This is a genomic window from Xenorhabdus yunnanensis (assembly GCF_028598805.1).
Classification (GTDB): Bacteria; Pseudomonadota; Gammaproteobacteria; order Enterobacterales; family Enterobacteriaceae; genus Xenorhabdus; species Xenorhabdus yunnanensis.
This window is the reverse complement of sequence record NZ_JAQRFI010000035.1, coordinates 19,272-42,632: the sequence shown is the minus strand read 5'-3', so window position 1 is coordinate 42,632 and position 23,361 is coordinate 19,272. Positions and strand designations below refer to the sequence as shown.

General features: G+C 44.7%; 18 protein-coding genes and 1 riboswitch. Of the genes, 9 read left to right on the top strand and 9 right to left on the bottom strand.

Translation table 11 applies throughout. The features are described from left to right. Positions 1–94 precede the first annotated feature (94 nt). A complete protein-coding gene (gene nudC, locus PSI23_RS14410; RefSeq protein WP_273555738.1) occupies positions 95–865 on the bottom strand; it encodes an NAD(+) diphosphatase in 771 nt (256 codons plus the stop codon). Between the two features lie 150 nt (positions 866–1,015). Here nudC and PSI23_RS14405 point away from each other — a divergent pair, with 150 nt between their 5' ends. The 7 genes from PSI23_RS14405 (at position 1,016) to thiH (ending at position 7,686) form a co-directional block, all read left to right on the top strand. Further along, the gene (locus tag PSI23_RS14405) at positions 1,016–1,678 is read left to right on the top strand and encodes an HAD family hydrolase (protein ID WP_273555737.1); all 663 of its coding nucleotides are present in this window, start codon (positions 1,016–1,018) and stop codon (positions 1,676–1,678) included. 57 nt (positions 1,679–1,735) lie between these two features. Next, positions 1,736–1,860: riboswitch (TPP riboswitch) on the top strand. 150 nt (positions 1,861–2,010) lie between these two features. Then, a complete protein-coding gene (gene thiC / locus PSI23_RS14400; protein WP_273555736.1) occupies positions 2,011–4,047 on the top strand; it encodes a phosphomethylpyrimidine synthase ThiC in 2,037 nt (678 codons plus the stop codon). After that, positions 4,031–4,777, top strand: a complete 747-nt coding sequence (gene thiE / locus PSI23_RS14395; protein ID WP_373567338.1) for a thiamine phosphate synthase — start codon at positions 4,031–4,033, stop codon at positions 4,775–4,777. The genes thiC and thiE overlap by 17 nt, the downstream gene beginning before the upstream one ends. Then, complete coding sequence (locus PSI23_RS14390) at positions 4,771–5,580, top strand: HesA/MoeB/ThiF family protein (protein ID WP_273555734.1); 810 nt, start codon at positions 4,771–4,773, stop codon at positions 5,578–5,580. Before thiE ends, PSI23_RS14390 begins: the two co-directional genes overlap by 7 nt. Further along, positions 5,577–5,777, top strand: a complete 201-nt coding sequence (gene thiS / locus PSI23_RS14385; RefSeq protein WP_273555733.1) for a sulfur carrier protein ThiS — start codon at positions 5,577–5,579, stop codon at positions 5,775–5,777. Before PSI23_RS14390 ends, thiS begins: the two co-directional genes overlap by 4 nt. Before the next feature lie 20 nt (positions 5,778–5,797). Next, positions 5,798–6,565 (top strand): thiazole synthase, encoded by a 768-nt coding sequence (locus PSI23_RS14380; RefSeq protein WP_273555732.1) that lies wholly within the window; start codon positions 5,798–5,800, stop codon positions 6,563–6,565. Continuing rightward, the gene (gene thiH / locus PSI23_RS14375) at positions 6,562–7,686 is read left to right on the top strand and encodes a 2-iminoacetate synthase ThiH (protein ID WP_273555731.1); all 1,125 of its coding nucleotides are present in this window, start codon (positions 6,562–6,564) and stop codon (positions 7,684–7,686) included. The genes PSI23_RS14380 and thiH overlap by 4 nt, the downstream gene beginning before the upstream one ends. A gap of 114 nt (positions 7,687–7,800) precedes the next feature. Here thiH and PSI23_RS14370 read toward each other — a convergent pair whose 3' ends face one another. The 6 genes from PSI23_RS14370 to malT all read right to left on the bottom strand — a co-directional run bounded on the left by PSI23_RS14370 (position 7,801) and on the right by malT (position 15,698). Further along, entirely contained in the window at positions 7,801–8,400 is a 600-nt protein-coding gene (locus tag PSI23_RS14370) for a DUF1349 domain-containing protein (protein WP_273555730.1), read from the bottom strand. A gap of 14 nt (positions 8,401–8,414) precedes the next feature. Next, positions 8,415–9,530 (bottom strand): MFS transporter, encoded by a 1,116-nt coding sequence (locus PSI23_RS14365; protein WP_373567336.1) that lies wholly within the window; start codon positions 9,528–9,530, stop codon positions 8,415–8,417. A 139-nt stretch (positions 9,531–9,669) separates the two neighbouring features. After that, the gene (locus PSI23_RS14360; protein WP_273555728.1) at positions 9,670–10,353 is read right to left on the bottom strand and encodes an HAD family hydrolase; all 684 of its coding nucleotides are present in this window, start codon (positions 10,351–10,353) and stop codon (positions 9,670–9,672) included. A gap of 78 nt (positions 10,354–10,431) precedes the next feature. After that, positions 10,432–11,493 carry a zinc-dependent alcohol dehydrogenase gene (locus tag PSI23_RS14355; protein ID WP_273555727.1) on the bottom strand — a complete coding sequence of 354 codons (1,062 nt, stop codon included), beginning with the start codon at positions 11,491–11,493 and terminating at the stop codon, positions 10,432–10,434. After that, positions 11,487–12,743 (bottom strand): class-III pyridoxal-phosphate-dependent aminotransferase, encoded by a 1,257-nt coding sequence (locus PSI23_RS14350; RefSeq protein WP_273555726.1) that lies wholly within the window; start codon positions 12,741–12,743, stop codon positions 11,487–11,489. The genes PSI23_RS14355 and PSI23_RS14350 overlap by 7 nt, the downstream gene beginning before the upstream one ends. A gap of 240 nt (positions 12,744–12,983) precedes the next feature. Next, entirely contained in the window at positions 12,984–15,698 is a 2,715-nt protein-coding gene (gene malT, locus PSI23_RS14345; RefSeq protein ID WP_273555725.1) for an HTH-type transcriptional regulator MalT, read from the bottom strand. Positions 15,699–16,056: 358 nt separating this feature from the next. Between malT and malP the strand changes: the two genes are divergently transcribed. Both malP and malQ read left to right on the top strand, forming a co-directional pair. Further along, positions 16,057–18,522, top strand: a complete 2,466-nt coding sequence (gene malP / locus PSI23_RS14340) for a maltodextrin phosphorylase (protein WP_273555724.1) — start codon at positions 16,057–16,059, stop codon at positions 18,520–18,522. 9 nt (positions 18,523–18,531) lie between these two features. After that, entirely contained in the window at positions 18,532–20,700 is a 2,169-nt protein-coding gene (gene malQ, locus PSI23_RS14335) for a 4-alpha-glucanotransferase (RefSeq protein ID WP_273555723.1), read from the top strand. Between the two features lie 152 nt (positions 20,701–20,852). Here the strand turns inward: malQ and malG are convergent, their stop codons facing one another. Then, complete coding sequence (gene malG / locus PSI23_RS14330) at positions 20,853–21,743, bottom strand: maltose ABC transporter permease MalG (RefSeq protein WP_273555722.1); 891 nt, start codon at positions 21,741–21,743, stop codon at positions 20,853–20,855. 12 nt (positions 21,744–21,755) lie between these two features. Next, positions 21,756–23,321, bottom strand: a complete 1,566-nt coding sequence (gene malF, locus PSI23_RS14325; protein ID WP_273555721.1) for a maltose ABC transporter permease MalF — start codon at positions 23,319–23,321, stop codon at positions 21,756–21,758. Between the last annotated feature and the right edge of the window lie 40 nt (positions 23,322–23,361).

Sequence of the window (23,361 nt, the reverse complement as noted above, 5' to 3'; positions counted from 1 at the left end):
TAATGACGCACAAAAAACTGGCGCAGTTTAACATGCCTGAAATTGAACTTCTGACATAACCGCCAATAACGTGATTTGCTCACCTATCGCCAAATTACTGATGACAGCATAACGCAACCGTATCTTCGATTAAACGGCGGGCAATCGTGTCAGGGGGAGGAATCAGGGGAAGGTTATCATAACGATACCAATCTGCACTGATAAGCTCGACGGGATCAACCTTGATTTCGCCACTCTCATAATCAGCCAGAAAACCTGTCATTAATGAATTCGGGAAAGGCCATGGCTGAGAAGCAACATAACGCAAATTACGGATCTTAATTCCACTCTCTTCCATTACTTCACGGTGCACAGCCTCTTCCAGCGTTTCCCCCACTTCAACAAAACCGGCAAGCACGGTATGGATGCCATTGCGGTGACGCTGATGCTGTGCCAAAAGAATATGGTCATCACGCCGGATACCAACAATAATGCTGGGAGCAATTTGTGGGTAATAACGCTCATGGCAATGAGCGCATAAACAAGCCCATTCATGCGGGCTGTGCTGCATTTCATGACCACAATAACCACAATAGTGATGCGAGCGATAAAACTCAGCCAATTGGACGCCGCGTCCTACCAGTTGAAATAATTTATCATCCCTACCAGCAATTAAACGGGGGGAGGACATATCAGAAGCCATTTTCTGGCGAATCAGCCAAACCGTTTCTCCCAACCACTCGCCGATGGGCAACGCCATATGGCCTTGCAATGACCATTGATTGGCAGTGCCTGAAGGTAATTCTCCTTGTGGCAGCCAAACTCGATTCTCAAGACTGACAATCCACCAACCCTGCTCTGTACCCGCCAGTTTTTGTTGCATCATCTGTTTCATCATTAGTTATGTGATTGTTCCCACGATACTTTGCCCAAAATCAATACAAACAAAGCATACTCTTTTTTATCTTCTTTCGTATTTAATCTTGTTATATTAACCCTGTTTCTGAATACCCTTTCTCAATTAGGAGTCACAGTAATGTCAAAGAAAATCGCTGTATTTGATCTGGATGAAACACTGATTTGTGGGGATTCCGGCCGCCTCTGGACGAAATATCTATGGGAAAAAAGAATTATTACCGACCCTCGTTTTATAGAGGCAGATAAGAAAATGATATCTGATTACTGTGCAGGAAAGCTGGATATGCAGGAATATCTGGCATTCAGTTTACAAGCACTCAAACAAATTCCCTCTGAACAAATAGACATCTGGTTGACAGATTTTGTGGAAACAAAGATCAAACCGCTCTTATATCCCGCCGCCAAAAAACAATTAGAAATCTACCGCCAGCGAAATGTTCCCATCATTATTATCTCTGCCACAGTTTCCTTCGTAGTCAAAAAAATTGCGGCTGCGTTTGATGTACAAACCGCGATGGGTATCGATATGGTGATGAAAGAGGGTTGTTATACAGGTGATATTCAGGGAGTTCCGACCTTCCGTGAAGGCAAAGTTGCCCGTTTACAACAATGGCTTGCAGAGCAGCAATTATCTCCTGAGCACATTGAATTTTATACAGACTCGATAAATGACTTGCCAATGTGTTTATTTGCCAATGAAGTATTTACCATTAATGCAGATAAGAAATTGCAATCAGAAGCAGAAATTCGCGGGTGGAACCAATTGAATTGGTTGCTTTAAAAAGAGTACAAGTTTTAGGTTGTAGTTTTCACAATCCCCTTTATACTTTAGGGTGTTTTTTTCTTGTCGGAGTGCCTAGCGTTCAACGTATATCACGATGAACACAGGCTGAGACCGTTAATTCGGGATCCGCAGAACCTGATCGGGCTAATACCCGCGAAGGGAACAAGAGTAATCATCCCACTGCCAGTATTATCGTACATTCATGCTAATACCGTGTACAAATACTAGTCAGCACCAACCATTACTCCCTGCGAGCTCCAGACAAGCAATTTTCTCAACTTAAGCCTGTTCAGCAATGAGATAGGCAATAACACAGTCAGGAATTTGCTATGTCTAAGTCCAACGATACCGTTATTTCAAATAGCGCTATTTCAAATGCTACTATTTCCAACCCCATTATTCCAACGGCTGATATTTCGTCAAAAGACCATCCAGCAAGGCCACGTAAGGCTCAGCGAGATGCCGCACAAGCGTTTATTAATTCCGTTCAAGGAGTGGCTTTCCCCAACTCAAAGCGCATTTACCTTGAAGGTTCACGTCAGGATATTCAAGTCCCGATGCGCGAGATCCAACTTTCTCCCACACTACTTTCTCCTGCACCAATAAGTGGCACGAAAGAGAATCCCCAATTTGAGGAAAACGAGCCTATTCCCGTTTATGACACTTCTGGCCCTTATGGTGATCCGACTTCCGTACTGGATGTACAAGTAGGCTTAAATAAGATCCGCCAGTCGTGGATTAATGAACGCAATGATACCGAACCTGTTCCAGTACTCAGTTCTGATTTCACCCAACAACGCCTTGCCGATGCGGGATTGGATCACCTGCGCTTTCACCATCGCCCACATCCACTGAAAGCCAAGCCGGGCAAACGAGTCACTCAATTGCACTATGCGTGCCAAGGTATCATCACACCAGAAATGGAATTTATCGCACTGCGCGAAAACATGGGACGCGAGCGCATCCGCAGTGAAGTTCTGCGCCAACAACATGCAGGACAAAGTTTCGGTGCCAACTTACCGGAAAACATCACACCGGAATTTGTTCGCCAAGAAATTGCGGCTGGTCGCGCGATTATCCCCGCCAACATTAATCATCCTGAATCTGAGCCAATGATTATTGGGCGCAATTTCTTGGTGAAAGTGAATGCGAATATCGGTAACTCCTCCGTCACATCATCCATTGAAGAAGAGTTGGAAAAACTGATTTGGTCTACCCGTTGGGGTGCAGATACTGTGATGGATCTCTCTACCGGACGCTACATCCACGAAACCCGCGAATGGATACTGAGAAATAGTCCTGTTCCGATTGGTACTGTACCGATTTATCAAGCACTGGAAAAAGTCAACGGCATTGCGGAAAACCTGACATGGGAGATGTTCCGCGATACCTTGCTGGAACAAGCCGAGCAGGGCGTAGATTATTTCACTATTCATGCGGGAGTATTGCTGCGTTACGTGCCAATGACTGCCAAGCGTCTGACCGGTATTGTTTCCCGTGGCGGCTCAATTATGGCGAAGTGGTGCCTTTCCCATCATCAGGAAAATTTCCTTTACACCCACTTCCGCGAAATCTGTGAAATTTGTACCGCCTATGACATCTCCCTCTCTTTGGGGGATGGATTGCGTCCCGGCTCAATTCAGGATGCCAATGACGAAGCACAATTTTCAGAACTGCACACGCTCGGTGAACTGACCAAAATCGCATGGGAATACGATGTTCAGGTCATGATCGAAGGGCCGGGGCATATCCCAATGCAACTCATCCGCCGCAATATGACGGAAGAACTGGAGCATTGCCATGAAGCACCATTTTATACCTTAGGGCCACTGACAACCGATATCGCCCCCGGTTATGACCATTTCACCTCCGGCATCGGAGCCGCCATGATTGGCTGGTTTGGCTGTGCCATGCTGTGTTATGTCACCCCCAAAGAACACCTCGGTTTGCCCAACAAGGAAGATGTCAAACAAGGTCTGATTACTTACAAGATCGCGGCACATGCGGCGGATCTTGCCAAGGGTCATCCGGGTGCCCAGATCCGTGACAATGCCATGTCGAAGGCACGTTTTGAATTCCGTTGGGAAGATCAATTTAATCTGGCGCTTGATCCCGACACCGCCCGCGCCTATCACGACGAAACCTTACCGCAGGAATCAGGCAAAGTTGCCCACTTCTGTTCCATGTGTGGGCCAAAATTCTGCTCAATGAAAATTACGCAGGATGTGCGCGACTACGCCGCAAAACTGGAACAAGAATCGGGTATGGAACAGATGTCAGAAGAATTCCGTTCCCGTGGCAGCGAACTCTATCACAGCGTGGAGAAAGTAGTTCATGAAAAGTCAGCCCATAAAAAACCAGTCTGATACATTTGTGATAGACACATCTGTGATAAATAATAAAGCAGGAGTGCTCCCACAAGCTCCTTTTGCTCCAACCGAGCATCGGTTGGGGCTTTATCCTGTTGTGGACTCCCTAACGTGGATCGAGCGATTACTGGAAGCTGGTGTCAGAACCCTGCAATTGCGCATCAAAGACCAACCCGAAGAACAGGTAGAGAAAGATATTCAAGCTGCCATTGCACTTGGTCATCACTATAACGCCCGTTTATTTATCAATGATTATTGGCGTCTGGCGATCAAACACCGAGCCTATGGCATTCATCTGGGCCAAGAAGATCTCGATATCGCTGATCTCAATGCCATCCAGCAAGCCGGATTGCGTCTGGGCATTTCTACCCACGATCAACAGGAACTGGCGCGGGCAAAATCCCTGCGTCCTTCTTATATCGCACTCGGGCATATTTTTCCCACCACCACTAAAAAGATGCCCTCACCACCACAGGGCCTCGAAGCACTCAAACATCAAGTGGATATGACACCGGAATATCCCACCATCGCCATTGGTGGCATTTCATTGGAACGAGTACCAGATGTTGTTGCAACGGGTGTTGGTGGTGTGGCATTGGTCAGTGCTATCACAAAGGCAAAAGACTGGCAGCAGGCAACAGCCAAATTGCTTCATTTAATTGAAGGTCAGGATTTGATTGAAGGCCGGAATTTGGCTGAAGATCAGAAACGGGGGCTTTTATGTTAAACGATCAAGAATTCATGCGTTACAGTCGCCAATTAATGCTGGAAGACATTGGCCCGGAAGGACAAGAAAAATTAAAAGCCAGCAAGGTGCTGATTGTCGGTCTTGGCGGATTAGGATCTCCGGCTGCGCTCTATCTCGCAGCAGCAGGAGTGGGAAACCTTTATCTTGCAGATGATGACAAATTGCATATATCAAACCTGCAACGCCAGATTATCTACCGCACAGCAGATATTCCTGCCAACAAAGCCCAATTAGCGGCAAAACAACTGGCTGAGCTGAACCCGCAGATCAATATCACTGATCTAACGGAACGACAAGATTGTGAGTCTTTGATTAATGCTGTCAGACAAGTCGATCTGGTACTGGATTGCTGCGATAACATGGCAACCCGCCATGCCATCAATGCTGCCTGTATCGCAGAAAATAAGCCACTCATCAGCGGCAGCGCCGTCGGTTTTAGTGGTCAATTGCTGGTATTGACACCGCCTTACCAGCACGGTTGCTATGCCTGCCTTTATCCCGATCAAGAAGAACCTCACCGAAACTGCCGGACAGCCGGAATCTTAGGCCCCATTGTTGGTGTGATCGGTACATTGCAATCATTAGAAGCAATAAAAATGCTGGCAGGTCTTCCTTCTCCATTAAACGGAAAACTCCGGCTGTTTGATGGCAAGCAGCAAAGCTGGAGCACACTACAGCTTACTCGCTCATTACGGTGTCCCATTTGCAAAGCTGTCGGCAACGAAATAGCTGCCGGAGACAATGATAGTGATGAAACACGGTCAGGAACAGAAGTCGCATGAACATTATCGTCAATGATCAAGCCATTACACTAAGTGCGCCCATGACGGTGCAACAATTGCTGGAACATATAAAGCGCACTCAATCAGGTACTGCTTTGGCTATCAATCAAACCATTATTCCGCGCTCAGGGTGGCACACCCATCAGATTAATGACGGGGACAATATCTTGCTGTTTCAGGCCATTGCTGGTGGCTAATATTGCTGGAGGCTAATTTTATGTTAAAAATTGCAGATACCACCTTCCACTCCCGCCTATTTACCGGAACAGGCAAGTTCGCCAATGCCAGCGTAATGATCGAGGCAATCCGCGCCTCTGGTAGCCAATTGGTAACAATGGCAATGAAGCGCATTGATCTTCATGGCAATGACGATGGCATTCTTACACCACTGCAACAGTTGGGTGTCAAACTGCTGCCAAATACATCCGGAGCAAAAACCGCAGAAGAAGCGGTATTTGCCGCCCGTCTTGCACGGGAAGCATTGGGAACTAACTGGATTAAATTGGAGATCCACCCCGATGTAAAATACCTGCTGCCCGATCCGATTGAAACGCTGAAAGGCGCGGAACAATTAGTGAAAGAGGGATTTATCGTCCTGCCCTATTGTGGTGCTGATCCTGTCCTGTGTCGTCGGCTGGAAGAAGTCGGTTGTGCTGCTGTCATGCCATTGGGTGCTCCCATCGGCTCAAATCAGGGACTGCTGACTCGCGATTTTCTACAAATCATCATCGAACAGGCCAACGTGCCCGTTGTTGTGGATGCAGGGATCGGAGCACCGAGCCATGCACTAGCAGCCATCGAACTGGGTGCAGATGCTGTGCTGGTCAACACCGCCATCGCCGTTGCCCGCAATCCAGTGAAAATGGCCCAAGCATTCAAAACCTCTATTGAAGCGGGTGAACTTTCACATCAAGCAGGCTTGGCAAACCAGAAATCCCATGCTGAGGCTTCCAGCCCGCTGACTGATTTTCTGGGGGTACTATGACAAACCGAACATTTAGCCAACGCTGGCAACAACTGGATTGGGATGACATCACCCTACGCATCAACAGTAAAACATCACAGGACGTTGAACATGCACTAACCAGTGCTCGCCTGACCTTAGATGATTTCATGGCCCTGCTTTCTCCTGCGGCATTGCCTTATCTTGAACCGCTCGCCCAACGCGCACAACAACTCACTCGCCAGCGTTTTGGAAATACTGTGGGGTTTTTTATCCCACTCTATCTTTCCAATTTATGCGCCAACGACTGTACTTATTGTGGCTTCTCCATGAGTAATCACATTAAGCGCAAAACGCTCAATGAACAGGAGATTGAGGCGGAATGTCTCACGCTGAAACAACTAGGATTTGAGCATATCCTGCTGGTGACAGGGGAACACCAAAACAAAGTTGGTATGGATTATTTTCGTCGCTATCTTCCCCTAATCCGCCGCCATTTCAGCTCTGTCTCAATGGAAGTCCAGCCACTGGCACAAGAGGAATACACTGAACTGAAAACTCTGGGGTTGGATGGCGTGATGGTCTACCAGGAAACCTACCATCAACCCAGTTATCAATTACATCATTTGAAAGGCAAAAAGCAGGATTTCCACTGGCGCCTGGAAACACCGGAACGCCTTGGGCGGGCAGGAATAGACAAGATTGGGCTAGGAGCCTTGATTGGCCTATCCCACAATTGGCGAACAGACTGCTATATGGTGGCGGAGCACCTCTTTTTCCTGCAAAAACAGTTCTGGAAAAGTCGTTACTCCATCTCTTTTCCGCGACTGCGCCCCTGTGCGGGCGGCATAGAACCGGCTTCTTTAATGAATGAAGCCGAGCTGGTACAACTGATTTGTGCTTTCCGCCTGCTGGCACCCGATGTAGAACTTTCCCTCTCCACCCGTGAATCACCTTTCTTCCGTGATCACGTTGTTCCTCTCGCTATCAACAACATCAGTGCAGGTTCAAAAACTCGGCCGGGCGGCTATGCCGATGAGCATCACGAGTTGGAACAATTCGCTCCCCACGACAACCGTTCTGTTTTTCAGGTCGCGGAAGCCTTGGTCAAATCAGGGTTACAACCTGTTTGGAAGGATTGGGATAATTATTTAGGTCGATAATTATTAGCAAGAAAGTGTTTCTCTTTGGCCTAAATTAGCCAAAGAGAATGAAGTACCAGTATCATTGATCGAAGAAGTTAAATCGAATCTTCATCCGGATATTTAATTGAGCCACTAACTTAAATCATGCAGGTGTTTTTTCAACGATGATGTCAGCCTGAAATCTGAAAACCTCACCTGTAATCCTTCACGTTCTGGCGAGCAGCACATCGCACCGACAAAAATACGCTGGTTATTGTCAATCGTAAAAGGAGACAGTCTCAGTAACGGCCATGTCTCGCCATCAGTGGAATATTGCAACCTGAGCGCTCCATCCCCGTATGTGAGCCGTAACCAGAACTTATCTGGATTACCGGGGAAAATCCCCATGGCCCAGTCAGAACCCCCATTTGTCAATACACTACCGATAGTTGCCTGCCCATCAGAATGTTCAATACCCGCTTTTAGCCAATGTTGCTCATCCACCAACAACATAACTCCGGCCTGATCATACAATTGTTCAAATTGGCCTTCGATACAAAACTGGAAAGTAAAACCTTCTTCAAATTTAAAATCATCAATATAGCCACCAAATACGTGACCACTATGACGCTGAAAACCATACCATGTATCACGCCAGAAATCGGTTTTATTGTCCGTCGTGACATGAAGCTCATCATCCTGACGCTGCCATGAAGCAGGTTCATTCAACCAATGACATTGCTGCAAATTCATCAATATTTACCCTGTTATTTTTTGGTAGGATTAATCAAACCATATCCTGCTAACAATGAAAGGGAAAGCACAGCAATACAGGCAAAAGCACCATGCAACGTTACCTGATGCGCCAAACCACCAATAATTGCCGGCCCAAGCAGAATCCCTGAATATCCCATCGTCGAAACGGCAGAAACTGCCAATGCATCAGGCATCACTTTCTGCTGGCCTGAAGCAGTGAAAAACATCGGGGCCAAATTGGATAACCCTGCTCCTATCATCAGGAAAGAAATTCCCAACTGAGTCATGCTTGATGCCAGATAAATCAGAACAAAACCAGACGTTGCCAAAATCGCGCTGCCTAAAAACACGCGCCGATATCCACACGCCGCAATGATTTTATCGCCCAAAAATCGTCCCGCAGTCATGGTAATGGCAAAAAGCGTATAGCCAAAACCTGCCTGATGACTACTCATGTTATGCACGCTACTTAGCAAGATCCCGCTCCAATCCAGCATGGAACCTTCCATCAAGTAAACGATAAAACAAAGAGAACCAATCAAGATAACAATGCCACGAGGTAAAGCAAAAAATGGCGTGTCCTCCGTCTCCGTTTCAGAGTTATCCAGCATTCCACGCCATGTTGGCAACAACAGTAGAATAACGAATACTGCTACAGCAATTGTGACCTGAAATGGTGGAACTCCCAGAAACAACAATAGGCTGACTGTACCTGCTCCCGCAATTCCACCTAAGCTGAATAATGCGTGGAAGCCTGACATAATCGGTTGATGTACTCGTTTCTCAATATTGACCGCATGGATATTGATGACCACATCTGTCGCTCCAATTCCCATACCAAACACAAATAAAGCACAAGCCAAGGTCAATGGAGTCGAGAACACACTCAAGCTCGGCAATATTAAAACAGCCAACAAGGCAAAAAAGGTAAAAATCTTCCGGCAGCCAAAGCGCGTTGCCAACATTCCTGCTATTGGCATCATAATGAAAGAACCAATACCAAACATCAGTATCAGAACCCCCATTGAGCCATCACTCAGCCCCAGTCGTTCTTTTACCAATGGGATCAGTGGTGCCCAACTTGCAATACTGAATCCCGCAATAAAAAACGAAATTCGCGTTGCCATAACAGGCTGTTTTATTGCAGAGACTGCATATTCTTCAGACAACTTAATTCCTCCAAACGATATCCTCCAGACAAAGCCTTTCGCCAGAACTGGCGAAAGGCTCCCAATATTGGCTTTCAACAAGGCATTACATTTATGTTTATTGCTCTATATTTGCACTTATCTCTGAAAACTGGGGGATATCCGTTAACTTCCCAATGACACAGGAAGCCTGTCCATACTGCTCCGCTCCTGACAAAGCATGAGGCCAAGCATATATCCACGGAATACCCGCCTGTTTTGCCGCCGCAATCCCCAAATCAGTATCTTCAATCACCAAAGTTTGCCGAATATCCATCTCTTTCAATTTCAGCATAGCCAAATAAGGATCAGGGAAGGGTTTAGTTCTTTCCACATCATCACCAGAAATCAAGGCCGGAGGTTCATGTAGATCCAACAAGCTAAGATTTGCTAAACACACATTACGCGGCGCGGTGGAAACAAACCCAAAATTAGTGCCATTTTGTTGCAAAACAGTAATCAAGTCAGTGATCCCCGGTCGCAAGTAATGTGCAGACAATTTTTCTTGATAACGAGAAATAATTTTTTCAGTAATGCTTTTATGCATTGATGAAGGAAGACCAACCTCATTCAACGTTTCCGTAAGGCTTAGCCCGATTAATTGCTGAGGTTGGATATCACGTATTTGAGCAGATGTCTGTTCTCCCGATACATCAGCTAATACATCAAGCAATACATCAAAGTGTAGTTGTTCACTATCGACAATCACTCCGTCGATATCAAAAATGACATTGCATTTATTTACTGGTTCACATCTATTCATCAAATAGCAGTCCTTCAAAAGGATCAATGATTCAGAACAATCAATTAATAAAAACAATCAATTAATCAAAACAATCAATTACTTTAGGTCAGAGATACGAATCAACACCTTGCAGTTTGGTGCATTGAGAGGAACTTGAGCTTTCGATGCAATATCACAACCAACAGTCAGAAAAGCCTGCTGATAATCCTTGAAATCAAAGACTTGGCTAATCAAACGCTCCGCAGGGATTACACCATCGCGGATCATGGCATAGGCGCGTTCAAAACTGTTATTCAAGGAATCAATGGAACCTATCACTGAAAGACTTTTATCCGCAATTTTCATAATATCCAAATTGGCATGCTTGTCTTTCAGGGCAACATTCAACAATTTCCCCCCCGGTGCCAAATGGTTAAAAATATATTCGGTCAACTGCCCCGTCGTATCCACACATAAATCAATCAGAGCTGATGTATCACCATATTCCTGAACCAGTGCTTCATCAAAGCCAGAATACAATTGGCTTCCCGGAGGCAAATTATCTTTTACAAACTGAATTCGACTCTCATTCTTTTCGACCATAAAGGTTTTTACGCCCCGCTCATGCAGCGCCCAAATGTATAACATCCCCATAGGGCCAGCCCCTGCTACCGCTGCACGAATATTAGTGTGGGTGATCCCCAGTTTATCCACTCCGGTTAGTGTGCAGCTCAGTGGTTCAGTCAGTGAGGCTTCTTCCATGCTGACATGATCATCCAGCTTGATAAGTAAATTTTCTTTTGCCAAATATTGATCTGCGAATGCGCCATCATAGGAAACCCCTGCTTCTGTTCCCAGTTTTCTCTCACAATGATTAGGACTTCCCGTCTGACACATCCGGCAATGCCCACAAAAGTAGGTCGGGTTGATCACAACACGATCCCCCACCTGAAACTGAGTAACACCGCTGCCAATTTGCGATACCACGCCAGTAGTTTCATGACCCAAAGTGGTTCCCGGTATTGCAACAGGGTAAGCGCCTGTGATAATTCCCACATCCGTGCCACAAATACCACACACTGCAATATCAACAACAACATCATCGGGTTCAATACAAGACAAAGATTCCACTTGCTGAATTTCAACATCCCAAGCTTGATGATATTTAAGCGCTAGCATGATGCAGCCTCCTTATATACTTGTGCGATAGTCGTTAATTCTGAGAAAGTCAGATCCAGTTTATGCAGGATTTCCGCCAGATGTTCCTGCGTACAAATCAGCGGTGGACGAACTTTGATTGTTTTTCCCTTACCATAACGGGAACCACGTAAGATCAAATTATGGCGGCTGGCAGTGGCTATCGTCTGCGCTGCAAAATCTGGATTTGGTGTATCAAAGCCATACATATATCCCACACCTCTGACTCCCGAGATCTCTGGATATTGACGCTGTAATTTCAACAAACCATCACGCAAGTAAGCTTCATTTTGTTGCACATTTTCTAAAACGTGCTCATCTTCAATAATGTCGATGATTTCATTGAGGGCAACCAAAGAGAGCGGGTTGGCACCAGAAGTGCTGGAATGTTCGAACGATTCCAAAATATCCAGTGAATGACGCATCAATACGCCGCCAGTCGGAATACCGATGCCTCCAGCCCCTTTGGCGAAAACGATGATATCCGGCTCCAGTTCCTTGGCATACCCCGTCGAAGCGAAGAACGTTCCTGTACGACCAAAACCTGTCTGTACTTCATCCGCAATAATGATGATGTCATGCTGATGACAGATTTCCCTGATCTTCCGGTAAAAAGACACAGGGAAAACAGTATTTCCGCCATTCCCCTGAATCGGTTCAATAATCAGACATGCAATATTGTCATTAGAACCTAACTGAATAAACTGCTCTAAATCGACAAATTGCTCTTCATTCGACTGTGATTGTGGCTCTGACAGGACACTGGCTGGCGCAGGAATTTTTATCGAACCATCAATATTTACATGGAAGTCCTTAATTCTGAACGCATTGCCGGAAATTTGTGCTGTTGCAAGAGATTGTCCATGATGGGCAAGAAAGAACGAAATAACACCTGAACGTCCCGTTGATTTTTGCGCTATGCGGATTGCACATTCAACTGCACCCGATCCAGATACATCTCTCAGCCAAATACGATCTATTCCTTCAGGTGTATGTTTAAGTAATTTACTTAAAATATATTGTGACATTTCATGTGTATAAGCCGAACTCAAATGCGTACATCTATCAATCTGCTGTTTGAGTTTGTCTGCAATCCGATCATTCGTGTAGCCTAACGGCAAATTAAAAGTTCCTGATGCCGCGTCAATATATTTTTCACCATCAATGATCAAATAAGGGCCATGACCAACAAAGCGAGAAAGCATACCTTCAAGATGATCTTTATTTTCCATAATCATTCACCACTATTAGTTAGTTTGTATTGAACAATTCGTTGTATTAAACAATGAAAAAACATACTTATTGCGATGAAATCAGATTAAGCGCATTTAAATTTTATTTCGATCACAAAAATGTAATAAAAAATATTAAATAAATTTAAAAAAAAATTTAAATTTGAAAAATCATATATTTATTTATTAATATTTATTATTCATATTAAAGACAAAATAAATCACATTTAGAAATATTCACTAAACCCCTAGCCCTATCATTCGCATCAATTTCTGTGCCTGCTGAATGGCTTCCTGTCGGTGAGTAATTCCCATTTTCTGATATAAATTGCGTATATGGGTTTTTATAGTGGTTGCAGCCACATCCAGTTCTGCGGCAATTTGATCGTTGCTGTAGCCAGAATAAATCAACCCCAACACCTGCCACTCACGCTGAGTAAGTGGGCTGTTACGAATAAGCTCAGGCACGTCAGGATGAGTGAGTAACTGCTCTACAAACGTTTCGTCAAAGTGGGCAAATTTATGTCGGTGCTGTCGGTTGATTTCCCGGAGAATGCGCTGAGCCCTATGCTGTTCCATCTCAGGCAAGATATTAAGTTGGATAAGCTGGCGCAGTTGTAAAGCCATCAGCTCACCTTCAATAATAAAATGGCTGATAAATCCCGTGCGATTGGCCAAACTCAAGGCTTCCATCAAAACATCCTGAGCCTCAGCTTTACGCTCAAGCTGCCAATAAAGCAAATTACACAGCAGGAGATTACGATTTAAGTCGCTGACCAATGCCAATTTTCTTGCATAGGTATTCAGCTTCTCCAAAACAGATTCAGCATCCTCATAGTGACCAAGTAAGATTTGTGCTCGCGCAATGTTTCGCCATTGATTTTGATTGAAGTGGTTACAAAAACTTTCTGGCCGTTCTGCCTGTGCCAACCATTGTGTCAGCGAACTGCTATCTTCCAAACTTTGCCAAATAATGACACGCAATTTATCAGTATTTGTCCGCCAATCCCGGTGGTACTGTCCATTACTCAGTAAGTTTTCGCAGCGGGTCAAGTAGCGACGAGCGTTATCAATATCCCCTCGGATCAAAGAACACTTTGCCAGTTGGGTAAGACATTGTAATTGCTGCTGTGGCTGGTAATTGACCAACACCTCCAGTCCTCGGCGGGCTGCATCTTCTGATTCATCAATACGGGCCCAACACCACAAAAGTTGTGAACGGATCCTGAGCAGAAACTCATGCATCGGTAATTGTTCTAAATGCTGTTCACGTATTAAATCAAAAGCATGGGTCTGAGTATCATAAGCCGCTTGTAAATAACCTTGCGCCAGTAAAATTTCGCTTTGTTGCAACAACGCCCATAAAGCATAGTGGTAAACATGACAAAGGCGGGCAAGTTGCTCCGTTTGCTTCATCAAAGCCAATGCATCGACCAACTGCCCATTGCAATGCAATACCTCTCCTTTCACTGACATCGCCACAATACGGCCATATTGATTGTCTGGCAGTAGGGTCGCCAGCGCTTTTTCAGCCAAAACATCGGCATCAGACGGACAACCATCGTTAATCGCTACCTGGGCTCTCAGGGCATCAAATTCCGCCAGCAATTCCGGCTCAATGGCTATTTGCTTCTGCTTCAATGATTGCTCTGTCTGATTCAATAACGCATTTACTTCATAGTAACGATGCTGACTCTGTGCCAACCATGCTTGTAGCAGGACCAAGCGAGGACTTTCCAATAGTTGTTCATACGGCAGTGCATTCATGCACTCTTCCAGTAGGGACAGTTTGCTGTGGTTAAATAACTCCCAAGCATGTTGCAACAAAATATCCCGCAACAAAGTTGTATCTCCCGCCGCCAATGCATGATGAATAGCTTCCCCCGGATATCCCTGCATCAGCCATCCTTTCACGGCTGCTCGATGTAATTCGGGCAATTTTGCTGCCATTTCCCATTGGCAACGTTGGCGCAGGAATGAAGCAAATAAAGGATGAAAGCAGAACCACTCTCCAGAATCATCCATTCGTTGAATAAATAACCCTTGACGTTCAATATCCTCCAGACGTTGTTGACCGTTGTCCTCTCCTGTCAGGCAAACAATCAGACCATCATTCATGGAACGCAGAATAGAGCTATGCAGCAAGAAATTCCGCGTCGTCTGATCCACCCGATTTAAAACCTCATCCACAAGGTAATCCGCAAGGTGACTGGCATTAATTCCCGAAAGGCGCTTTGCTGACATTTCAGTCGTATTGCCAGATTGACGAGCAGAAAGGGCAATCAACTGCAAAGCAGTTGCCCACCCGGCAACATCATTGCATAACTGTTTACAGTGTTCAGAATCCAGTGGATTGATTAATCGCTTGGCGAAAAATTGCTGCGTTTCCTGATAATCAAAAGCCAACTGTTGGCTATCAATCTCCAATAACTGCTCGCGAACACGTAAGTTAGCAATTCCCAAGGATGGCAAATGGCGTGATAGAATCACCAATGTTAAGTTTTCTGGTTGGTGGCGCAGGAAAAAACGCATTGCTTCATGAATAAGCCCATTCATTATCAGATGATAGTCGTCGATCACCAGAAAAATCGGTTGCTGCCATTCGCTAAGCTCAATAAACAATTGCGCAAACAACGCAGGTAAATTGGCGTATTGGTGTTTCTGGGCCAGTACTTCACTTTTTACACAGTGCCCCTGCGTTGCCTGCTGAATAGCTGCAATCAAATAGCTGGCAAAGCGCTCCGGCTGATTGTCACTATCATCAAGAGAATACCACCCAAGGCGCTCCTGCCCAGCAGCCCATTGTGACATCAATGTCGTTTTGCCATACCCAGCAGGGCTGGTTACCAAGACCAACCGATAACCCTGAACTTCATTGAACTTTTCTAGCAGACGCTCCCGCATAACCATATTATTGAGCCGAAGGGGACGGCTGAGTTTCGATGGGATAAGCATTAATTTTCTCCCCTCACATGCAATGAATAAAACTGATACCTGAATTCTGTCTGATACTATTAAGTCTCACTTACGCCATTAGTATTCGCTAACGCCCAACAAATGTAGAGAAACACTCATCTTTTGCAAACAAGTTGATTGATTTCATTGTGTTAAATTGCACCTTGTCACATTCTTTGATTGCAATTTTGCTATTTCTCTATGAAATTGCGGAAAAACTCGAAAGAAATAGCTACGCCCTTGCACTCCTCCCCGTGAATATTTTTACGGGATGATGTTTCCCATGTCACTAACCTTCAGCATATCCCTCTAAATAATTTCCCAAATTTTCTTCATTCAGTGACAGGATGACGACGCCATGCAACTATCCACATTAGATCAAAAGTCCACATTAGATAAAAAATGCGAATCAGATAAAAACCCGAAGCTCAATAAAGCTTTATTTCAGGCTGCACTTACACGTCAGTGGCAGCGTTTCGGGCTCAGCTCAGCTCAGGAAATGACTCAGCATCAGTGGTGGCAAGCCATTAGTGCAGCAGTTTCTGAATTACTCCCTCTTCCTGTACAGCAGGACCCTGTTAATTCATCTCCTGACAGTCAACGTCATGTGAATTATATCTCGATGGAATTTCTGATAGGTCGACTAACAGCTAACAACTTGTTGAATCTTGGTTGGTATGACGATATTCAGTCTTATTTGGCAGAATATGGCATCATTTTGAGTGATTTGCTGGAAGAAGAAACCGATCCCGCTTTAGGCAATGGAGGATTGGGGAGGCTAGCAGCCTGTTTTCTCGATTCAATGGCGACCCTCAATCAATCCGCTACAGGATATGGCCTCAATTATCAATATGGTCTCTTCCGCCAATCTTTTAAAAAGAGTCAACAAATTGAAGCCCCTGACGATTGGGGGCGCGAGTCCTATCCCTGGTTCCGCCATAACACACAATTAAAAGTTGGCGTCAGTTTTGGTGGTGAAATCGTAACAACTGCCGATGGTCATGAAACTTGGGTTCCCGCATTTAATCTGATTGGCGAAGCGTGGGATTTACCTGTGATTGGGTATAGCAACGGTATAACTCAACCCCTTCGTTTATGGCAAGCAACATACGATAGTCCCTTTGATCTATCACTTTTCAATGATGGGCAATTCCTGCATGCCGAACAACAAGGCATTGAAGCTGCCAGTCTGACCAAAGTGCTCTACCCGAATGATAATCATCAGGCAGGTAAGCGACTGCGCCTGATGCAACAATATTTCCAGTGTGCTTGTGCCGTGGCAGATATTCTGCGACGCCATCAACAAGCAGGACGTAAAATAGAAGAGCTGGCGCGCTACGAAGTTATCCAGCTTAACGATACACATCCAACCATTGCTATTCCTGAAATGATGCGTCTTCTGCTTGATGAATATCAATTGAATTGGGAAACCGCATGGGAAATCACTGGGAAAACTTTCGCCTATACCAACCATACCTTGCTGCCAGAGGGCTTAGAACGTTGGGATGAACAACTAATTAGTGAACTTCTGCCACGTCATCATCGCATTATTCAAGAAATCAACCGACGCTTTAAAAAAACCGTGGAGCAAATCTGGCCTGATAACCAACAAGTCTGGGAAAAATTGGCGGTTATTCATGACAATCAAGTAAGAATGGCTAATCTTTGTGTTGTCGCCTGCTTTGCTATCAACGGTGTCGCAGCACTGCACTCATCCCTGATCGTGACAGATTTATTCCCCGAATATCATCAATTGTGGCCAACTAAATTCCACAACGTGACTAATGGTGTAACCCCTCGTCGTTGGTTAAAACAGTGTAATCCTGCACTCTCTTCACTACTTGACCAAACATTAGGCCATGAATGGATTCATGATCTTGCTGCCTTGAAGAAACTCGAGCCTTATGCCGACGATTCTGCCTTCCGTGAAACCTATCGAGCCATTAAGCAAGACAATAAAATTAGCCTGTCTAACTATGTCAATAAAGTAATGGGACTCAAGATTGATCCCCATGCTATTTTCGATATACAGATAAAACGTTTGCATGAATACAAACGCCAGCATCTGAACCTGCTCCATATCTTGTCACTTTATCGGCAGATTCAGGAAAATCCGGCCTTGGATATCCATCCCCGTGTCTTTCTGTTCGGTGCCAAAGCAGCTCCCGGCTATTATCTGGCCAAAAACATCATCTCAGCCATCAATCATGCAGCCGAAAAGATCAATCATGATCCTATAGTCCGTGATCGCATCAAAATTGCTTTTATCCCTGATTACAATGTTTCCGCTGCGGAACTGATGATCCCGGCTGCCGATGTATCAGAACAAATCTCTACTGCGGGCAAAGAAGCCTCTGGTACAGGCAATATGAAATTAGCCTTAAACGGTGCATTAACCATTGGAACACTGGATGGAGCGAATGTCGAAATCGCAGAACAAGTTGGCAATGACAATATCTTTATCTTCGGAAAAACCGTGGAAGAAGCCAAAGCCTTACTAAACAGCAACTACAATCCACAAAATGTACTCCAACAAAATTATCATTTGAAAGATATTCTTGTTTCTCTCGCCAACGGTGAGTTCAGCCATGGAGAAACGCACTCATTTGATCTCATGTTACATAGCCTGACTGACGGTGGTGATCCTTATTTAGTTCTGACTGATTTTGCCTCTTACTGCCATGCCCATAAGCAAATTGATATTCGATATCGCGATGCTCAAGGTTGGACGCGTAGTACTGTACTAAATACCGCTAGAATGGGTAAATTTAGCTCTGACCGTGCTATCCAAGATTATCAACAAAATATCTGGCAAACCAAATAGGGATTTAGTATGGAAAACAAACGCCTCAATGATTTGGCAACTGAGGCCGGCATTGTCAGCGAATATATTAATGCCTATGGGAAACCGCAGGCGATCCCTGCTGAAACCAGGCATCGAATACTGGAAGCCATGAATACAGATATACCGGTCGGAAGACCGGTTTCTCCTTTACATGCTTCTTCTTTACCTAATGTTAAAGTGGTTATTCAGGAACAAATAGTGACTCTGCCTCTGGAAGATACCAATAACTACCAATGGCAGATATACACTGAGCAAGGCGAAATATTTCGTGGTCATTGCCAACTTCAACTTACTTTGCCGACCGATCTTCCCTTGGGATATCACACACTGTTCCTAATACCGAAGGTGAAACCAGAAACTCACTCTCAGCAATACTCTATACAGCTTATCGTTGCTCCAGAACGCTGTTACGAACCCGATGCCATAACACGTGGTGAAAAACTTTGGGGTGCTTGCGTTCAACTCTATACCCTGCGATCAGAAAATAACTGGGGAATTGGCGATTTTGGCGATCTGAGATACATGCAACAAGAACTGGCACAACGTGGTGGCTCCTTTATTGGTCTGAATCCTCTTCATGCCATATATCCTGCGATGCCTGATAATGCCAGCCCTTACAGCCCATCTTCCCGTCACTGGCTCAATATTATTTACATTGCTGTGAATCAGGTGGAAGACTTTAATTACAGCGCCGAAGCACAAGAGTGGTGGCAATCAACGGAAACACAGTGCAAAATCCAGCAAGCCCGCCAAGCAGAATGGGTCGATTACGCCACTGTCATGACATTAAAAATGGCTGCATTGCGTCTGGCTTATCCGCAATTTAAGTTTCGGTCTGACGATGATCCCCAACAGATCGCTTTCCAGCAATTTGTAAACAAAGGCGGCAAGAATCTTTACTCTCAAGCTGTTTATGATGCTCTGCACCATAAACTATACGAGGAAAATAATGTTTATTGGGGCTGGCCTGTATGGCCGGAAGAATATCGTGAACCGGAGAGTGATGCCGTTAAAGCATTCTGTCATTCACATCCACAGGAGATAGAATTTTTCCTTTGGCTACAATGGCTGGCTGATACTCAACTTGCCGAATGCTTCACTGCCAGCCAAACCAGCCATATGTCGATTGGCCTTTACCGTGATCTTGCCGTCGGGGTTGCTCAAGGTGGCTCAGAAACTTGGTGTAACCGAAGCATCTATTGCACCAAAGCATCTGTAGGAGCGCCCCCTGATATTCTAGGACCACTAGGCCAAAATTGGGGGCTTCCACCAATGAATCCCCATGTTTTAAAAGCTCAAGCCTATCAACCTTTCATTGAATTACTACGTAGCAACATGCGCCATTGCGGGGCATTGCGTATCGATCATGTGATGTCTCTACTCAGGCTCTGGTGGATACCACAAGGAGAAACTGCCGATAAAGGCGTTTATGTCCATTATCCAGTTGATGATTTGTTAGCAATATTGGCACTGGAAAGCCAGCGTAATCGTTGCTTGGTGATAGGCGAAGATTTGGGGATTGTGCCGGAAGAAATTGTCGATAAGTTACGGGATAGAGGTGTTTATTCCTATAAGGTATTTTATTTTGAACGCAACGAACAAGGTGAATATCGCTCCCCTGATGAATATCCCGCACAAGCAATGGCAACCATTACTACCCATGACCTACCTACCTTGCGGGGATTCTGGCAAAATGAAGATTTAACCTTAGGAGAAGCCATCGGTTTATACCCTGATAAAGCGCTTCTTGCCGATTTGTATTCTGAACGTAAACGCTGCAAGCAGGAATTATTAGCCAATTTAAATCGTCACGGCTATTTATTAGAAGAGTTAGGTAAGATATCAGAAGAACTGAGCAAGGCTGATAGCCTTTCCTCGTTACAGAAATCAATATCTCTGGCACAAACTGAATATCCGATGTCAACTGCTATAAATCAAAGCATACATTGTTATATAGCCCATAGTGCTTGTGCCTTATTAGGATTACAACCTGAAGACTGGCTGGATATGGAACGCCCCGTTAATATCCCTGGCACAACAGAGGAATACCCTAACTGGCGACGAAAACTCACTATCACATTGGAAAATATGTTTGCGGATGCTCATATCAACCATTTGTTACAAACCGTAGAAGAGTGCCGAAAACAAAGTTCATAATTTGTTAAGCCATCCACTATACCCAATAAATTTCAAATTGTAGGGCGGTGGCAAAGGAAAAAAATCCCCAATCACATAAATAAATGTGATTGGGGAAAAGTTAAACCAACAAAGAACCAAACCAACAAAAGCGAATAGACGTTAGACAGATCTCAGCCTTTCACTCCTCCCGATGTCAATCCACCCACCAACCAACGTTGGGCAAGTAAGAAAATCACCGTGATAGGAATAGCAGAAAGTACAGCCGCCGCAGCAAAATCTCCCCAGAGATAGTTCTGTGGATGAAGATATTGCTGCATTCCCACTGCCAACGTGTAATTGTCCACGTCACGTAATAGCAGAGATGCAACAGGTACTTCAGTAATGACGCCAATAAACGACAAAATAAATACAACAGCCAATATAGGTACAGAAAGCGGCAGCAGTATCAAACGGAAAATTTGCCACGATGTCGCCCCATCCAACATTGCGGCTTCTTCCAGAGAGCGATCTATCGTTTCGAAGTAACCTTTGATCGTCCAGACATGCAAAGCAATTCCGCCCATATAAGCAAAAATCACACCACCGTGGGTATTGAGACCAAGGAAAGGAATATATTCTCCCAATCGATCAAACAAGGCATAGAGTGCTACCAACGAAAGCACCGGAGGGAACATCTGAAATATAAGCATTCCTTTGAGTAAGGGGCTTTTTCCACGAAAGCGCATGCGGGCAAATGCATAAGCACATGTCGTTGATAGTGCCACAATGCCAGTGGCAGTAATGAATGCAACCTTTACAGAATTCCAAAGCCATTGCATGACAGGAAATGGAGGGAGTATGACTTGTCCATCAGAAGATTCCACACTGTAGCCAAGTGCCAACTTCCAGTGTTCCCATGAAATAGTGTCAGGAATCAAATTACCCGTAGCAAAATTACCCGGACGCAAAGAAATGGCAATTACCATCAGCAGAGGGAACAGAATCAGGGCAATAAAAGCCAGCATAAATGCATGTGTTCCCCATACCCGCCATCGTTGCGATTTGGGCTGTACCATCGCCATCTTCTTTCCTCCTTAATCAAATTTAATGCGGGTGGTTTTCAAATTGATGATGGCTAATGCGCCTACCAACAAAAAGATCAATGTTGCAATTGCTGCCGCCAGACCAAAATCCTGACCACCACCACCCTCAAATGCAATGCGATAGGTATAGCTCACCAAAAGATCGGTATAGCCCGCAGGTGTTGTTGTTCCAATATGATCAGGTTTACCGTTAGTTAACAGCTGAATCAGGACAAAGTTATTAAAGTTGAAAGCAAAGCTGGCAATCAACAACGGTGTCAATGGCTTAATTAATAATGGAAAGGTAATTTTGGTGAAATTCTGCCATGGCCCAGCACCATCAAGTGCCGATGCCTCATAAAGATCATCAGGGATAGACTTCAGCAACCCCATGCAAAGAATCATCATATAGGGATAGCCCAACCACGTATTTACAATAATCAACATTGTTCGAGCGAGTGTTGGATCTGTAAACCAATCCGGTTTAAGGCCAAACAGTCCATTCAGCACCAAATTAATTTCACCAAAACTCTGGTTAAACAATCCCTTGAAAATCAGAATGGAAATAAATGACGGAACAGCATAAGGCAAAATAAGCAATACACGATAAATTGCTCGTCCCTTAAGCGCTTCCCATTGCACAATACAAGCGAGGATCATACCCAGCGCAACGGTCAATACCACTGTCAATAGAGAGAAAACCACTGTCCAGATAAAAATGGACAAAAAAGGTTTTTGAATACCCTCATCCTGTATCACTCTTAAGAAATTTTTCCAACCAATAAAAACTGTGAACCCAGGGCTTAACGTTTCCTTAGTCCACCCTCCTTCAGCATTAATGGATTGGTAGAACCCTATATCCATATTCGGTCGATATTGTAAGCCAGTTTGTTTATCGGTCAGCGTAACCCCATCTTCATCAAGAGAATAAAGAGGATTGATAGCAGAGAACTGGCGTAAAGAACTCATTCTCAATTTACTGCTATCAGGAAGAACTACCACCAATTGCCCCAATGCCTGCCGATGCTGAGTGATGGTGCGTAATGTCGCAGCATCACCTTCAAGTTTTTTATCCTGCTCATGGAGAGGTAATACTATTTCTTCCGCTTCTTCCGCTCCCATGAGAGAAAAAGGATCAGATATCAATAAACTATCACTATCTGTAACGCTTAATGCCAAACGCCATTGTTCAGATGCAGGATAGAGTTTGAAATTAAATGGCTCTCCCGTCTGATAATGGCGACTCATTAATACAGTTTGAGCACGTTCAAATGTCAATTGATTGGTACTGCTATAATTTGTAAAAGCGATAGCAATCGTGCAGATAAGCGGAAACAGTATAAATAGCCCTATTCCAGCAATTCCGGGGTAGGTATAGCGCCAAACATAAGTCTTCCGGTTGGAAAAAACATAGATACCACTCCCCAGCAATACCAGTGTTAACATCGCAAACAGGTATTCTCCCTGCACATACATCAACACAACCAGATACCCAGTAAAAAGCAGGCAAAAACCTACAGAAAACCATTTCAGGGCAGGATGCTGCCACCATACTGTTTTTTCTAATGTCGCTGACATCTTGCACTTCCTGTTACCAATAATAGTGACTGAATCCCAA